General features: G+C 61.2%; 17 protein-coding genes. 8 read left to right on the forward strand and 9 right to left on the reverse strand.

The genetic code is table 11. From position 1 onward, the window contains the following. Positions 1–62: 62 nt before the first annotated feature. The 4 genes from KVU_RS13590 to KVU_RS13605 are packed head-to-tail and all read right to left on the reverse strand — an operon-like array spanning position 63 to position 2,145. A complete protein-coding gene (locus tag KVU_RS13590; protein ID WP_013383054.1) occupies positions 63–329 on the reverse strand; it encodes an HPr family phosphocarrier protein in 267 nt (88 codons plus the stop codon). Positions 330–347: 18 nt separating this feature from the next. After that, a complete protein-coding gene (locus KVU_RS13595) occupies positions 348–764 on the reverse strand; it encodes a PTS sugar transporter subunit IIA (protein WP_014538131.1) in 417 nt (138 codons plus the stop codon). Then, entirely contained in the window at positions 761–1,684 is a 924-nt protein-coding gene (rapZ, locus tag KVU_RS13600) for an RNase adapter RapZ (protein ID WP_013383056.1), read from the reverse strand. Before rapZ ends, KVU_RS13595 begins: the two co-directional genes overlap by 4 nt. Before the next feature lie 11 nt (positions 1,685–1,695). After that, positions 1,696–2,145 carry an HPr kinase/phosphorylase gene (locus KVU_RS13605; RefSeq protein ID WP_013383057.1) on the reverse strand — a complete coding sequence of 150 codons (450 nt, stop codon included), beginning with the start codon at positions 2,143–2,145 and terminating at the stop codon, positions 1,696–1,698. A 247-nt stretch (positions 2,146–2,392) separates the two neighbouring features. Here KVU_RS13605 and KVU_RS13610 point away from each other — a divergent pair, with 247 nt between their 5' ends. Next, positions 2,393–3,991, forward strand: a complete 1,599-nt coding sequence (locus tag KVU_RS13610) for a phosphoenolpyruvate carboxykinase (protein WP_013383059.1) — start codon at positions 2,393–2,395, stop codon at positions 3,989–3,991. 111 nt (positions 3,992–4,102) lie between these two features. Then, positions 4,103–4,585: a DUF3859 domain-containing protein gene (locus tag KVU_RS13615; RefSeq protein WP_013383060.1), complete on the forward strand. Its 483-nt coding sequence runs from the start codon at positions 4,103–4,105 to the stop codon at positions 4,583–4,585. Positions 4,586–4,605: 20 nt separating this feature from the next. On the opposite strand, the gene KVU_RS13620 is transcribed toward KVU_RS13615, so the two are convergent. After that, positions 4,606–5,247: a ribonuclease T2 family protein gene (locus KVU_RS13620; protein ID WP_013383061.1), complete on the reverse strand. Its 642-nt coding sequence runs from the start codon at positions 5,245–5,247 to the stop codon at positions 4,606–4,608. Between the two features lie 127 nt (positions 5,248–5,374). Here KVU_RS13620 and KVU_RS13625 point away from each other — a divergent pair, with 127 nt between their 5' ends. Further along, positions 5,375–6,118 (forward strand): DUF1013 domain-containing protein, encoded by a 744-nt coding sequence (locus KVU_RS13625; protein ID WP_013383062.1) that lies wholly within the window; start codon positions 5,375–5,377, stop codon positions 6,116–6,118. 49 nt (positions 6,119–6,167) lie between these two features. On the opposite strand, the gene mdoH is transcribed toward KVU_RS13625, so the two are convergent. From mdoH to KVU_RS13640, 3 genes are read right to left on the reverse strand one after another with little or no spacing between them, the layout of a single operon-like run. Next, positions 6,168–7,913 (reverse strand): glucans biosynthesis glucosyltransferase MdoH, encoded by a 1,746-nt coding sequence (gene mdoH, locus KVU_RS13630; protein ID WP_013383063.1) that lies wholly within the window; start codon positions 7,911–7,913, stop codon positions 6,168–6,170. A gap of 3 nt (positions 7,914–7,916) precedes the next feature. Then, complete coding sequence (locus tag KVU_RS13635) at positions 7,917–8,114, reverse strand: hypothetical protein (protein WP_013383064.1); 198 nt, start codon at positions 8,112–8,114, stop codon at positions 7,917–7,919. Continuing rightward, on the reverse strand, positions 8,111–9,676 hold the full coding sequence (locus KVU_RS13640) for an OpgD/OpgG family glucan biosynthesis protein (protein ID WP_013383065.1): 1,566 nt from the start codon (positions 9,674–9,676) through the stop codon (positions 8,111–8,113). Before KVU_RS13640 ends, KVU_RS13635 begins: the two co-directional genes overlap by 4 nt. 291 nt (positions 9,677–9,967) lie before the next feature. Here KVU_RS13640 and KVU_RS13645 point away from each other — a divergent pair, with 291 nt between their 5' ends. The 3 genes from KVU_RS13645 to KVU_RS13655 all read left to right on the forward strand — a co-directional run bounded on the left by KVU_RS13645 (position 9,968) and on the right by KVU_RS13655 (position 12,724). Then, positions 9,968–10,486 carry a GNAT family N-acetyltransferase gene (locus tag KVU_RS13645; RefSeq protein ID WP_193365318.1) on the forward strand — a complete coding sequence of 173 codons (519 nt, stop codon included), beginning with the start codon at positions 9,968–9,970 and terminating at the stop codon, positions 10,484–10,486. Between the two features lie 69 nt (positions 10,487–10,555). Further along, the gene (gene aspS, locus KVU_RS13650) at positions 10,556–12,337 is read left to right on the forward strand and encodes an aspartate--tRNA ligase (protein WP_013383067.1); all 1,782 of its coding nucleotides are present in this window, start codon (positions 10,556–10,558) and stop codon (positions 12,335–12,337) included. A 63-nt stretch (positions 12,338–12,400) separates the two neighbouring features. Next, a complete protein-coding gene (locus tag KVU_RS13655; protein ID WP_013383068.1) occupies positions 12,401–12,724 on the forward strand; it encodes a DUF1467 family protein in 324 nt (107 codons plus the stop codon). On the opposite strand, the gene KVU_RS13660 is transcribed toward KVU_RS13655, so the two are convergent. Then, entirely contained in the window at positions 12,725–13,294 is a 570-nt protein-coding gene (locus KVU_RS13660) for a nitroreductase family protein (protein WP_013383069.1), read from the reverse strand. An 87-nt stretch (positions 13,295–13,381) separates the two neighbouring features. On the opposite strand from KVU_RS13660, the gene KVU_RS13665 reads away from it, so the two are divergent. Beyond that, on the forward strand, positions 13,382–13,630 hold the full coding sequence (locus KVU_RS13665) for a DUF167 domain-containing protein (RefSeq protein WP_013383070.1): 249 nt from the start codon (positions 13,382–13,384) through the stop codon (positions 13,628–13,630). Next, entirely contained in the window at positions 13,627–14,316 is a 690-nt protein-coding gene (locus tag KVU_RS13670) for a M48 family metallopeptidase (protein WP_013383071.1), read from the forward strand. Before KVU_RS13665 ends, KVU_RS13670 begins: the two co-directional genes overlap by 4 nt. The last annotated feature ends 4 nt before the right edge of the window (positions 14,317–14,320 follow it).

The following is a 14,320-nucleotide window of genomic DNA, read 5'->3' on the forward strand; positions in this document are numbered from 1 at the left end:
ACATGATCGTCTTGCGCTCAGTTGACCCTAATCAGGTTTAAAAAGACCTAACGGTGGCGGCTTTAATCCGGCTCGCCGAAACGATTGGCGACCAGCGCTTCCAACGCATCCATCAAGGCCGCAGCCTCGGGGCCAGAGGTCTCAACCTCGATCTCGGTGCCTTTGGCCGCGCCCAGCATCAGCAGCCCCATGATGCTGTCGCCCGAGGCCTCAAGCCCGTCTTTGCGCACCAACGCGCTGGCATCGAACCGTTCAACAGTCTCGCTGAGGCGGGCCGAGGCGCGGGCGTGCAGCCCCTTGATATTCACAATCGAGAGCGTACGCAGCATATCAACAATGTCGGGGGGTCAGTTTTCGCAGTGGCAAAGGGTGCCATCCGCAGCCATCATTTGGCTATTTATGTATTTTCGCCCGGCGGTAAGGGCAGCAGTGACCGCATCTTCGACTGGTTTCTGGCGACATTTGGCCAGCTTAATCAGCATGGGCAGGTTGGCACCATAGACCATACGTCGGTTCGACAGATTGCAGGCCCGCATCGACAGGTTCGATGGCGAGCCGCCAAACATATCCGTCACCATGACGACGCCGTCGCCGGTATCAACGGCATCGGCGGCAGCACAAATCTCGTCCTGTTTGACAGAACGGTCATCTTCGGGGCCTATCGCAATCGCGACGACACCATCTTGTTTACCCACGACATGCTCGACCGCCGAAAGATATTCGCGGGCCAATCCACCATGAGCGACGATCACAATACCGATCAAATCCGTTGTCCTGTGTTGGTTGACCGCGCATTCGCGGCCTGCCGATCCAGTTCTCGATGACTTATAGACACGGGCCAGCCGAGAGCTTCAAGAGCATTCCGCATTTCTTCTGCCATCATCACCGAACGATGTTGGCCTCCGGTGCAGCCAAATGCGATAGAGAGATGGGTTTTCCCCTCAGCCTGCCAGGCGGGAAGCAGAAATTCCAGCAGATCGCGGGTCCGCGTATTGAATTCACCAAAGCGCGAATCAGCCCTGACGTAATCCGCTACAGCCCCGTCCCGGCCATCAAGGGGGCGCAAGTCGGGGTTCCAATGCGGGTTGCGCAAGAAGCGGCAGTCAAACACCATATCCGCCGCGCGCGGCAGGCCGCGCTTGTAGGAAAAGGATGTGACCGTCACCGACAGGCCCACGCCCGCGCCATAGGTTGCCTCGATCTCGGCGCGCAGCTCGTGGATCGTCAGGGCGCTGGTGTCGATTAAAGTGCCAGAAATCGCGCGCACCGGCTCGAGCAAGGCGCATTCGCGGCGGATGCCCATCTGGGGCGCCTCGGCCGGTGACAGGGGGTGGCGGCGACGGGTCTCGCTGTAACGGCGGATCAGCACGTCCTCGCTGCAATCCAGATACAGCAGCTCGCCCTGCACGCCGGGGATATCGCCCAGTTGGCGCAGGGCCTCGAACAGGGCGGGCACGGAAAAATCGCGGTTTCGTGCGTCAATCCCCAGCGCCAAGGCGCGCGCGGGCGGCGGGCCGTCGAACAGACGCGGCAAAAGCGACAGCGGCAGGTTGTCGATCACCTCAAATCCCATATCCTCGAACGCGCGGATGGCCGTCGTGCGTCCAGCGCCTGACGGGCCGGTCACGATGACAATGCGCGGATCGGGGTCTTGCTGTGTTATCGGCTCGGCTGGCGCGTTCATCTCCTTGGCCCTCAGTTAGAAAGCAGCGGGGATCGATCATCCCGCCACATGCGAAGATAAGTATGAATCGCGGCCGGAAAATAGGAAGCCTGCGGATTGTGAAGTAACGGTAACATATGGCCGCACCACGTGACAGACCGCGGGGGAGGTAGACGTTCAGTCTCTGCCTGATCCATCGCAATGGCAAGGACAACGCGCGCACGCGGGGTATGCGGTGCGTGCATGATGCCGACGCCGCGTGCCTCGATCAGGCCGGTCAGACGTTCGGGGCAGGTGGCGCGCAAACCCTGCGCGCTGCCGGTGACGATCGTGCGGTCATCGGCCACAAGGCTGGCCCCCAGCGCAATCAACTGCAAGGCGAGCGCGGACTTGCCGCTGCCAGAGGCGCCCGTCAGCACAACTGCGCGCCCATCAATCGCGACGCAGCTGGCGTGGAGAATCATCGAGAGCGGCTTGGGCATCGCGCGAATCAACCTTCCGTTGCCGCAGGGCCTTGCGGCGAAAGGGTGCGGTTTGGCTATAAAAAATGACCAACGCGTCTTTTTGGCAAGCTGCCATAAAAGGCAGGTCGGCAAAATACTGCAAGCGGTTCAGGTTTAGCGTCGGACGTTTGCGCTAACGCAACTTTAAGCGGCTATTCAGCCCAGATTCTCACATGCTAAGCACCGCTTGCGAGTTTTAAGCATATCCATTTGAAGGAACAGAACTATGGATCAGGGGCGCGTCAACCCGTCGATGAAGCTTGAACAACAGGGCATCAGCGGGCTTGGCCAGGTCTATTATAACTTGCTTGAGCCCGACCTTGTGAAAGCTGCAGTGCAGCGCGGCGAGGGCGAATTGGGCCAAGGCGGCACGGTGCTGGTCAATACCGGCAAATTCACCGGCCGCTCGCCCAAAGACAAGCATGTGGTCGCCACCCCCGGTGTCGAGCCCCATATCTGGTGGGACAACAACCGCCGGATGGAGCCCGAGGCCTTTGATCGTCTCTATGCCGATATGCTGGCCCATATGAAGGGCCGTGATTTCTTTGTGCAAGATCTGTTCGGTGGCGCCGATCCCGCTTACCGTCTGGATGTGCGCATGGTGACCGAGCTTGCCTGGCACGGCCTGTTCATTCGCCACCTGCTGCGTCGCCCGACCAGTGCCGAAGTTGACGCCTTTGTGCCCGAATTCACCATCATCAACGTGCCCAGCTTCCGCGCTGATCCTGAACGCCACGGCTGCCGTTCGGATACGGTGATCGCGCTGAACTTTGAGAAAAAGCTGATCCTGATCGGCGGCACCGAATATGCGGGCGAGAATAAAAAGTCCGTCTTTACCCTGCTGAACTACATCCTGCCCGAAATGGGTGTGATGGCGATGCATTGCTCGGCCAACCATGCGATCGACGATCCCGAAGATTCGGCGATCTTCTTTGGCCTGTCGGGCACCGGCAAGACGACGCTTTCGTCCGATCCGGCGCGCGTGCTGGTGGGCGATGACGAACACGGTTGGTCGGATAACGGCATCTTCAACTTTGAAGGTGGCTGCTATGCGAAAACGATCAATCTCTCGGCCGTGGCCGAGCCCGAGATCTACGCCACGACCAAGAACTTCGCGACCGTGATCGAGAATATGGTCTACGATCCCGAGACCAAAGAGCTGGATTTCACCGACGCGAAATACACCGAGAATATGCGCTGCGCCTATCCGCTCGAGCAGATTTCGAACGCGTCCAGCACCGGTCTGGCCGGCGCGCCCAAGAATGTCATCATGCTGACCTGTGATGCCTATGGCGTGCTGCCGCCCATCGCCCGTCTGACCCCTGCGCAGGCGATGTATCACTTCCTGTCGGGCTTTACCTCGAAAACGCCGGGGACCGAGCGCGGCGTCGTTGAGCCCGAGCCGACCTTCTCGACCTGTTTCGGTGCGCCGTTCATGCCGCGCCGTCCCGAGGTTTACGGCAAGCTGCTGCAAGAAAAGATCGGCCAATATGGCGCGACCTGCTGGCTGGTGAACACCGGCTGGACCGGTGGTTCCTATGGCACGGGCAAGCGGATGCCGATCAAGGCGACCCGCGCGCTGCTGACGGCGGCGCTGGACGGCTCGTTGAACGATGTCGCGTTCCGCAAAGACCCGAACTTCGGCTTTGAGGTTCCGGTCGCCGTGCCGGGCGTTGATGATGCGCTGCTGGACCCGCGCCAGACCTGGGCGGATGCGGCGGCCTATGATGCCAAGGCCGCACAGCTGGTCGCGATGTTCTCGAAGAACTTCGAGAAATACCTGCCGTTCATTGACGAAGATGTGAAAGCCGCAGCCATCGGCTAAAACCAACCAAATAAGGGGCTCGGCGGCGGAAACGCGCCGGGCCTTTTGCTTTGCGGCTTTACAAACACACCCTGCTGCGGATGCTGAACCTGCATAGAGTAGGAGATGACAATGCGTATTGCCGCCCAACTACTTACAGGTCTTGCCCTTGCTGCGGGGCTTGCCGCGCCCGCCATGGCGCAAAGCCAACGCAACACCGCAGGTGTTGATATCGGCGCTGTCTGCCCCTCGGGCTTCACCAGCACCGCAACCGCCGCAACAGTGCCGGTTCTGGCCTGGACCGACCATGTTCCCGCATCGCCGGGTTTTGGTTTTGCGACACGCGCGAATGTGAACGTGCCCGCAGGCAGTGGTGATCTGGTGCTGACACTGACCCGTCCGACGCTGGACGGCGGCACGACGCAGGAACAGTTCCGCCAACAGATCAATGGTCAGGGCGTCTCGGCCTTTGCCTATACATTCGCGACCCCGGACGAGACGGTTGCTGGCACCTGGCGCCTTGTGGCCGAGGCGGGCGGCGCGCAGATCTATACGGCTGAGGTCACCGTCTATACGCCCGGCGCGAACGACTCGCTGATCGCAAGCTGTTCCTGATACAGGATTAGCGCACGGGATTAGCGCACTGGCGACATCAGCGCGTTATCCAGCGTGCAGTCACGAATGACATCCGCGCCGCATTGGCGCGGATCAAGGTCGCGGGTCAGACAGATCCGCACCTCTTGAATGCGGCCCGCGCGGCAAGTGATCGTGATTTGATCTGCCAAAAGCCCCTGATTTTCCTGCATAAACGCGTCTTCGACCAGTGATGCGGGCAGTTCGATTGGGCGTTGGAGCCGCTCGAATGCCGTGGGCTTTGCAATGCTGTCATAGGCGCTGCGGGCAAGGGCAAAGTAATCGCGCGGCGGCAGGCCCGCGCAGGCCCCGTGTTTGTTCCATTGATACCATGCCAGGCCGGATGTCCCCATGATATCCGCCATAGCGGCCGTTTGCGCGCGGCTGGGGGGCGTATAGGCGCTGTGGCAATCCTGCGGCCAGCCCCGTTCATATTGCGGCCACAGCCCGTGCAGGACCCACCCATGCGTGCCGTCGCATTGCGGCGAGGCGCTGGCATCGCCCTCCAGCGCGCACCAGGTGGGCGACCATGACAGCGCCATCACGTAATAGTCGAAATCACCTGCCGTGCCGCGCTGCTGCGCCTGTACGGGCAGCGCGAGGGTCATCAGCAGCATCAGGACGCGCAGCAGGGGTCTGGACATTTTGGGCTTTCCTTGGGGCACGGGGCTGACTATAGATGCTGAAAGCCCCCTGACAACACGTCTTGGGCCGGTTAACCGGCCCGCCCCTTTCCGGGGCAGGGGAGAGAATTGTTTGACGAGGTGCCTTATGGCTGACAAACCGATCATGGCGCGGGCCACTGCCGTCTGGCTGGTGGACAACACGACGCTGAGCTTCAAGCAGATCGCCGATTTCACCGGCATGCACGAGCTGGAAATTCAAGGCATTGCCGATGGTGATGTGGCAACGGGCGTCAAAGGTTTTGACCCGATTGCCAACAACCAACTGGCGGCCGAGGAAATCGCAAAAGGCGAAGCCAGCCCGCTGCACAAGCTGAAGCTGAAATTCAACCCCGCCGCCGTTGGCGAGGAAAAGCGCCGCGGCCCGCGTTATACCCCGCTGTCCAAGCGTCAGGATCGCCCCGCAGGTATCCTGTGGCTGGTGAAATTCCACCCGGAACTTGCCGATGCGCAGATCGCCAAGCTGATCGGCACCACCAAGCCGACCATCCAGGCCATCCGCGAGCGGACGCATTGGAACATCCAGAACATCGACCCGATTGACCCGGTTGCGCTGGGCCTGTGCCGTCAGTCCGAATTGGACGCTCAGGTGCAGAAGGCGAACGAGAAGAAGGCCCGCGAAGGCGGCACGATGACCGATGATGAGCGTCGCAAGCTGCTGTCGACCGAGCAGAGCCTGTCGATGCCTGCCGAGCCGCGCATCCCCAGCGCGATTGCGGGTCTCGAGACCTTCTCGCTGTCCGAGAGCAAGGCAGAAGAGGCGCTGGATGCAGATAGCTTCTTTAACCTGCCCGCAGGCGGCGACGATGATGACGAAGACGACGACCGCTAAGGTTCGCGCCTAAATGAAAACCCGGCAGAGTGATCTGCCGGGTTTTTTTTTATTGTGCTGGGTGTGCCGCCCATTCATCGCAGATCGCCTGATGGCGGGTGACGATAGGGGGCTGCGCGCGTTCTTGCGGGACGCTGAACAGCGCGGTGCGGCTGGGGCGCGACGACCACATGATGATCAGCGGCGCGGCGATCATCGGAAGGCCCACCGGCAATAGCCATGGCACAAGTGCGGGGGTCAGCCAAATGGCGGCGATCAGGCCCACAATGCCGGTCAGGCTGATCCAATTGCTGGCGGCCCAAGCATCACGCAGATTCAGACGGCCATCGCCCCTGTTGTTCGGTGGCCAGCCGCCGTCACGCCCCATCAGCACCTGTATGACGGATCGGGTCTGATACATCAAAAATACCGGCGCCATTAGGCTAGAGGACAGCAGCTCGGCCAATGCCGAAAGGCCCGCCAGCCCTGCGCCGCCAAAGCCGCGCGTGCGGCCCGTCAGCGCGGCTTTCAACCACACCAGCATCTTTGGCATGATCAAAAGGCCAATGACCCCGACCGCAAGGCCAATCGCCTTGGATGTCTGGTCTGGCGGCAGCACCGGGAATTGCCAGTATTCATTGGGGTAGTAGTTCGGCTGGTTTGTCGCGGTCAGCGGGGCCAGAATGCTGGCGATAATGAAGGCCAGCCAGAACAGTGGCGAGATATAGGCCAAAATGCCCTGCAAAAAGGTGAACCTGCTCCAGCCTTTCAGGCCGGGGGCCAGGATCAGCTTGCTGTGTTGCAGGTTGCCTTGGCACCACCGGCGGTCACGCTTGGCATGATCGACGATATTCTCGGGGCCTTCCTCGTACGAGCCGCCCAGATCGTCATCCAGACGCACCGTCCAGTTGTTGCGCGCCAGCAGCGCTGCCTCGACATAATCATGGCTGAGGATATGGCCGCCAAAGGGGGCTTTGCCGGGCAGCACGGGCAGGCCGCAGCTTTCGGCAAAGGCGTTGACGCGCGTGATGGCGTTATGGCCCCAGAACGGCCCGGTGCGGCCCTGTAGCATCGCCTGGCCGCGCGCGAATACCGGCGAGTGGAAAGCGGCGGCAAATTGCTGCCCGCGCCCAAAGCGGGATTTCGCGTTCACGATCTGTGGCAGCGTCTGGATCAGGCCCATATCGGGCGCAGCCTCCATCCGGCGGGCGAGGGCGACGATCGTCTCGCCTTCCATCAGGCTGTCAGCGTCCAAAATCACCGCGAAATCATAGGCCGCGCCAGAGGTCGCGATAAAGCTTTCGATATTGCCGGCCTTTTTGCCGCTATTCTCGTCGCGGCGGCGATAGAACATGCGGCCATGGCCGCCCCGCACATCCAGCAGGTGGTGAAACCAGACCCATTCCTGCGCGGCGCGTGCGTCATCGCGCGTGTCGGACAGAATGGCGATGTCAAAGCTGGCGCCATAGCCGGTGGCCTGCAGCGATTCATCCATCGCGGCCAGACGGGCAAAGGTCTCGCGCGGGTCCTCGTTATACATCGGCATCAGCACGACGGTGCGGGTGCTGAGAGGGCCGCTTGTCTCGGGCTGCTTTGGCGCGCGCGTCAGAAGGCCAAGGAAGGCGCCGGACGCGCCAATCGCCAGCCAAGCGGTCGAGATAAAGATCAGCCCCGCGCGCAGGATATCGAACGCGTCGATCCCGTCAGAGGCGCCGAACTGCAAAAACAGGTAAAAGCCTCCACCCCCCGCGACCAATGCCGCGAGGATTTGAAAGCCACGGCCTGCGGCCAAAAGCCAAAGCCTGAACGCATCCATCCTTTAGCTGCGGGCCCCGGATATATGTTTTCCAAAGCGCAGCGCCATTTGTGCCCATTCGGCCAAGGTCTCACGCAGGCTACGCTGCGTGGGAACCAGCACCTGACGGGGCATGGCAAGGGGGGCCACCGGGGGCAGCGCATTGAACTGCGCCTCGGCTTTGGTGGTGTCCATCGTATTCACGTCCATCAGATCTTTCATGCGCGCACCCATTGATACAGCCACACTTCAGACAACTTGCGATCATAACCTGCGAAATGGGCAGACAGCTCGACAGGTCCATCGCCGGTCGGGGTCACATCCAACACAAGGCGCCAGTCGCCATTGGCGGCAAGTCTCTCGTGATGCATATGGGTGGTCTCGCCGCCCGTTACATGGACGACGGCTTCAAAATTTTGGTCATCGGCGGGAAGCCGCGCCATCATGCCGCCGCGGAAGTCGATCACGAACTTGCGCGAGGCACCGTCATGTTCCACACCCGACACGCCACCGTGACCTGCGCGCATTTCATGCACATAGGCCAGATCGGCATCCGGATTCTCGGGCAGGGCGCCCCAGATCAGATCATAGCTGAATTCCAGCGCGTCACCGGCGCGGGCCGGGGCCTCGGGCACCCAGAAGGCGACGATATTGTCATTGGTTTCCAGATCGGTCGGGATTTCCAGCAGGCGGACGTAGCCCTTGCCCCAATCACCGCGCGGCTGCACCATGATCGAGGGGCGACGCTCGTAATAAGCCTCGGCGTCTTGGTAATTTTCGAAGTCGCGGTCGCGCTGGATCAGACCAAAGCCGCGCGGGTTTTCTTCGCCAAGGAAGCTGCCCGACAGGCGCGGCGGGTTGTTCAGCGGACGCCACAGCACATCGCCGCCGTTGCGGATCAGCTTTAGCCCGTCGCTGTCATGCACGCTGGGGCGGTAGTCGTCGAATTCAGCGCGGTTCTTTTCCGAATAAAGGAACATGCTGGTCAGCGGTGCCACACCCAGAACCGAAACATCGCGGCGCATGTACAGGCGCGCCGTCACGCCGATGACGGTATCTTCGCCGGGGTTGATTTCGAACCGATAGGCACCGGTCAGGCTGACGCTTTCCAGCGCGGCATAGACCACGATGCGCGACGGGTCCGTGCCGCGATCGATGTAGAACCGCGTGAAGGTCGGGAATTCCTCGCCCTCAGAGGCACCGGTGTTTACAGCCAGGCCGCGCGCGCTGGCGCCATAGCTGTTGCCGCGGCCAAGCGCGCGGAAATAGCTGGCGCCCAAGAAGGCGATCAGCTCATCCATAATGTCGGGACGGTTCAATGCGTAATGCAGACGGAAACCCGCAACGCCCGGCAGATCGAAATGCTGCGGCACGCGGGCCGCAAGCTCGCCGCGATATTCGAAATCGTCGCTCGAGAAGATCATCGGGCGGGCCTCTTCTCCCGTCACCTCGAACATGCGCACGGGCGAGGGGAACAGCCAGCCCATGTGAAAGCTATGGATCTGGAAAGGCAGATGCTCGGCCGCGCCGCGTGCACGTTCCGGCAGGAAATTGATCGCGCGATAATCGTCATAGGTCAGCGTATTGAGGAAACCATCATCCACCGTCTCAACCACATGGGGTTGGGTGGCGAGGGTCCGCATCTCATCGCTGAGGCGATCAAAGCTGAACGGCATGGGGCCATCTGGCAGATCACCCGAGGCCTCTTGTGCGAATACACCAGAGGCCAGCGGCAGGATCATTGCCGACAGGGCCGTGCTTTTCAGCAAGTTGCGACGGGTCATGAAGGGAAGCAGGGAGTTAACCTGGGAGGTGGTCGGCGTGGCCATCTGTTTACAGAAACCTAAGTTTGGGTAAAGCACCCGGCTCCGGACCCGCCGGAGCACCGCCTGCGGGGGTCATGGAAGACCGCATTGCTTCTTCATTTACACGGCCAATTTTGGCTTGCAAGAGGGTGAAATCAAGGCTTTCGCTGTGTCAGATATGCGCGCCTTGCATAGCATAGCGGCATCTTGCCTATCCTTATGGGTTTTATAAGAATATTTCTGCTCAACGCGTCAATTATGGGACTGAAAATGCGCATTTTAGATGGAACCGAATCCGATCTGCCCGCCATCGTTGCGATTTTTAATGATGCAGTCGTTAACACAACCGCAATCTGGAGCGACGTTCTAGCCACGGTTGAGGCTAGAAAGACCTGGATGGAGCAACGCCGGGCGGGGGGATTCCCGGTGTTTGTGGCGAAAAATGAGGCAGATGAGGTGGTGGGATTCGCCAGCTATGGCCCCTATCGCCCCTTTGATGGCTTTCGCCTGACGGTCGAGCATTCGGTCTATGTCCGCCCCGATCAGCGCGGCAAGGGCGTGGGCGGCAAGCTGCTGGATGCGTTGATCACCCATGCGCGGGGCGCGGGGCTGCATGTGATGGTGGGCGGGATCACGGCGGATAACGCCGCCTCGATCACGCTGCATGAACGGCGCGGCTTCCAACAGGTCGGGCTGCTGCCGCAGGTCGGCGTCAAGTTCGGGCGCTGGCTGGATTTGGCGTTTTTACAGTTGAAACTGGATGATCTGCCGCATCCGAAAGCGGATTGAACGCGCCTTTGCCTTGACTTCCGCCGTCCTTGGCGGTGTATCGGCGTCAAAGCTTCCAAAGGATAAGCCATGCACGCCTATCGCAGCCATACCTGCGCCGCCCTGAATGCCGCGAATGTCGGTCAGAACGTCCGCCTGTCGGGTTGGGTTCACCGCGTGCGAGATCATGGCGGCATCCTGTTCATCGACCTGCGCGACCATTACGGCATCACGCAGGTGCTGGTCGATCCGGACAGCCCGGCGTTTTCGGCCGTGGAAAAAGTGCGCGCCGAATGGTGTATCCGCATCGACGGTCTGGTGAAGGCACGCGATGCCTCGCTGGTGAACCCCAAACTCGCCACTGGCGAGATCGAGGTGTTCGTGCAGGACATCGAAGTGCTGGGCGCCGCCGCTGAACTGCCGCTGCAAGTGTTCGGCGAGCAGGAATACCCCGAGGAAACCCGCCTGCGCTATCGCTATCTGGACCTGCGCCGCGAAGATATGCAGCGCAAGATGACGCTGCGCTCGGATGTGGTGGCCTCGATCCGTCAACGCATGTGGGGCAAGGGCTTCCGCGAATATCAGACGCCGATCATCACCTCGTCCTCGCCCGAAGGCGCGCGCGACTTCCTGATCCCCTCGCGTCTGCATCCCGGCAAATTCTATGCGCTGCCGCAGGCGCCCCAGCAGTTCAAACAGCTGCTGATGGTGTCGGGTTTCGACAAATACTTCCAGATCGCGCCCTGTTTCCGCGACGAAGACCCGCGCGCCGACCGCAGCCCGACCGATTTCTATCAGCTGGACATGGAAATGTCCTTTGTCACCCAGAAGGACGTGTTCGACACGATCCAGCCGGTGCTGTCGGGCCTGTTCGAGGAATTCGGTGGCGGTCGCAAGGTCGATACCGAATGGCCGCAGATCTCCTATAAGGACGCGGCTTTGTGGTATGGCAGCGACAAGCCCGACCTGCGCAACCCGATCAAGATGCAGGTCGTGTCCGAGCATTTCGCAGGCTCTGGCTTTGCTGTTTTTGCAAAACTGCTGGAACAAGATGGCACCCAGATCCGCGCCATTCCCGCGCCGACCGGCGGCAGCCGCAAGTTCTGCGACCGCATGAACGTCTGGGCCCAGAAAGAGGGTCTGCCGGGCATGGGCTATATCTTCTGGCGCACCGGCGATAATGGCGAGATGGAGGCCGCAGGCCCCCTTGCCAAGAACATCGGCCCCGAGCGCACCGAGGCGATCCGTCTGCAACTGGGCCTTGGCCTTGGCGATGCGGCGTTTTTCCTGGGCGGCAAGCCCGCCGTGTTTGAAAAGATCGCTGGCAAAGCCCGCAACGAGATCGGCAACGAGCTGGGCCTGACGGAAAAAGACCGTTTCGCCTTTGCATGGATCGTCGACTTCCCGCTGTATCAGCAAGATGCCGAGACGGGTGCCTATGAATTCGAGCACAACCCCTTCTCGATGCCGCAGGGCGGTCTGGAGGCGCTGAACGGCGATCCGCTGGCTGTGCGCGGCTATCAGTATGACCTGGCGTGCAACGGCTACGAGCTGGTTTCGGGCGCGATCCGGAACCACCAGCCCGAGATCATGTTCAAGGCGTTCGAGATTGCGGGCTATGGCCCCGATGAAGTGCGCCGCCGCTTTGGCGGTATGGTCAACGCCTTTACCTATGGAGCGCCGCCCCATGGCGGCTGCGCTGCCGGTATCGACCGTATCGTCATGCTGCTGGCGGACGAGCAGAACATCCGCGAGGTGATCCTGTTCCCGATGAACCAGCGCGCCGAAGACGTGATGATGGGCGCCCCGAACGAGCCGACGAACGAACAATTGCGTGAACTGCGCCTGCGCGTTCTGCCGCCCGAGGCGTAAACACGTTGCCTTAGATCTTTCGCGGGGGTATCTCCGCGAAAGACAGACCTACAGGAGCCGATCATGACCATCACCTCTGTTTTCGTGGTTTTCGCCGTTAGCTGGTTCCTGACGCTGTTTATTGTTTTGCCCATCGGTCTGCGCACCCAAGGCGATGTGGGCGAGATTGTTCCGGGCACGCCAGCCTCGGCCCCGGCCGATTTCAATGCCAAGCGCACCATGCTGCTGACGACCATCTGGGCGACCGTGGTCTGGGCCGTGGTCTGCGGCATCATCCTGTCGGGCGTGATTAAAGTGCGCGACTTTGACTTTTTCCACCGCATGAACCCGCCGATCGAGCGCCCCGAGGCGCAAGTGATCGAACGGCGGGATCACACCGCCCACTGATTATTCAGGCAATTCGCTGACGATCTGCGCCAAATCGGGGCGCGGGCGTTCGGGCGGGGTGCTGGTGCTGGTGCCGATATGGACAAAGCCGACAAGGCTTTCGCCCAACTGCAGGCCCAGCCCCTCAGCCAAAAACGTTGGATCATAGGCTGTCCAGCCGGTCAGCCAATTGGCAGCAAAGCCGCTGGCCATCGCAGCGTTCAGCAGCGCCAGTGCGACCGCGCCTGCGGTATAGGTCTGTTCAATCGCAGGGACTTTGTCGGTCGGGCGGGGCACTTGCACCACGGCGATCGCAAAGGGGCTTTGGCTGAATTGCGTCACAGCCTTCAGCAGCGGGCCTTCCTCTTTCCCCAATGCGGCACCGCGCGCACCCGCCAGTGCGGCCAGCCGATCCAGCGCGCCGCGGCGCAGCAGGATAAAGCGGAACGGCTCTAACTTGCCATGGTCGGGGGTGCGAGCGGCGGCGGTCAGGATTGTTTGCAGCTGATCCGCGTCAGGCACCGGCAGGCTTAGAAGGCGCGCCGGATGCGAGCGGCGTTGCAGTAGAAATTCTAGGGCGGATTGGGTCATCTTGTCCTGTCGTCAAATGATAACTTGTGATCACTGTGGCTATGCAGGGGCTATCAGCCCCTCTTTTGCCACGATAGACTGCCCCATATGGATATGACAGAGCTTGCCGTTCCCGGCACCGAGATCGCGGTTCGCGTGACGCCAAAAGCCTCGCGCGCAAGGATCTTGCGGGACGAGAGCGGGGTTTTGCGGGTCTATGTCACGGTCGTGCCCGAGGACGGCAAGGCAAATGCGGCTGTGACTGAACTGCTGGCCAAGGCTTTACGTATTCCTAAAAGCAAGCTGATTTTAAAAAGCGGCGCCACGGCGCGCGACAAGGTGTTTCGACTGTTATGACTGCTAAGGCCTTGCGTCCTCGTTCTTTTATCGCACTGATCGCGGTGCTTTTGCTGGCGGCTTGTGCTGCGCCTTCCCGCGATACCGCACCCACGGGCCGCGTCACCACCGGTGTCAGCCATCAGGGCGCCGCCCCGCTGAGCCCCGCAGATATGTCGCTGCGCGCGCAGGGCTTTATCTATGCGGCCTCGCAGGTCGAGCCGGTGGCCGAGCGCATCTGCCGCGAGCGCGCCCCGCAGCGCAATTGCGATTTCCAGATCGTGATCGACGATCAATCCGATATCGGCCCGAATGCCTATCAGACGCTGGATCGCTCGGGTCGGCCGATTGTCGCCATTACCCTGCCGCTGCTGTTCATGGTCGCCAACAGTGACGAGATCGCCTTTGTGCTGGCGCATGAGGCCGCCCACCATATCGAAGGCCACCTTGAACGGCGCAGCCAAAGCGTCGCGCAACTGGGCGAGATCCTGGGCAGTATGGTCTATTCGAAAGAGTTTGAATTGCAGGCGGATGCGCTGGGCACCTTGATCGCGGCCGAGGCTGGATTTGACCCGCTGCGCGGATCGGCGCTGTTCTTCCGCATCCCCGACCCGGCGGGCCGCATCCTCAGCAGCCATCCGGCGAATGCCGAGCGTCTGGATGTGATTCGCCGCACCTATGCCAATTACATGGCGCGGCGATCCTAAGGGG

Source organism: Ketogulonicigenium vulgare WSH-001 (assembly GCF_000223375.1).
GTDB classification, from domain to species: Bacteria; Pseudomonadota; Alphaproteobacteria; order Rhodobacterales; family Rhodobacteraceae; genus Ketogulonicigenium; species Ketogulonicigenium vulgare.

Bases quoted from the DNA above. Each gene is read 5' to 3' on its own strand.
- KVU_RS13590 (WP_013383054.1), bottom strand. From the start codon at position 329: ATGCTGCGTACGCTCTCGATTGTGAATATCAAGGGGCTGCACGCCCGC.
- rapZ (WP_013383056.1), bottom strand. From the start codon at position 1,684: ATGAACGCGCCAGCCGAGCCGATAACACAGCAAGACCCCGATCCGCGC.
- KVU_RS13605 (WP_013383057.1), bottom strand. From the start codon at position 2,145: ATGCCCAAGCCGCTCTCGATGATTCTCCACGCCAGCTGCGTCGCGATT.
- KVU_RS13610 (WP_013383059.1), top strand. From the start codon at position 2,393: ATGGATCAGGGGCGCGTCAACCCGTCGATGAAGCTTGAACAACAGGGC.
- KVU_RS13615 (WP_013383060.1), top strand. From the start codon at position 4,103: ATGCGTATTGCCGCCCAACTACTTACAGGTCTTGCCCTTGCTGCGGGG.
- KVU_RS13620 (WP_013383061.1), bottom strand. From the start codon at position 5,247: ATGTCCAGACCCCTGCTGCGCGTCCTGATGCTGCTGATGACCCTCGCG.
- KVU_RS13625 (WP_013383062.1), top strand. From the start codon at position 5,375: ATGGCTGACAAACCGATCATGGCGCGGGCCACTGCCGTCTGGCTGGTG.
- mdoH (WP_013383063.1), bottom strand. From the start codon at position 7,913: ATGGATGCGTTCAGGCTTTGGCTTTTGGCCGCAGGCCGTGGCTTTCAA.
- KVU_RS13635 (WP_013383064.1), bottom strand. From the start codon at position 8,114: ATGAAAGATCTGATGGACGTGAATACGATGGACACCACCAAAGCCGAG.
- KVU_RS13640 (WP_013383065.1), bottom strand. From the start codon at position 9,676: ATGACCCGTCGCAACTTGCTGAAAAGCACGGCCCTGTCGGCAATGATC.
- KVU_RS13645 (WP_193365318.1), top strand. From the start codon at position 9,968: ATGCGCATTTTAGATGGAACCGAATCCGATCTGCCCGCCATCGTTGCG.
- aspS (WP_013383067.1), top strand. From the start codon at position 10,556: ATGCACGCCTATCGCAGCCATACCTGCGCCGCCCTGAATGCCGCGAAT.
- KVU_RS13655 (WP_013383068.1), top strand. From the start codon at position 12,401: ATGACCATCACCTCTGTTTTCGTGGTTTTCGCCGTTAGCTGGTTCCTG.
- KVU_RS13660 (WP_013383069.1), bottom strand. From the start codon at position 13,294: ATGACCCAATCCGCCCTAGAATTTCTACTGCAACGCCGCTCGCATCCG.
- KVU_RS13665 (WP_013383070.1), top strand. From the start codon at position 13,382: ATGGATATGACAGAGCTTGCCGTTCCCGGCACCGAGATCGCGGTTCGC.
- KVU_RS13670 (WP_013383071.1), top strand. From the start codon at position 13,627: ATGACTGCTAAGGCCTTGCGTCCTCGTTCTTTTATCGCACTGATCGCG.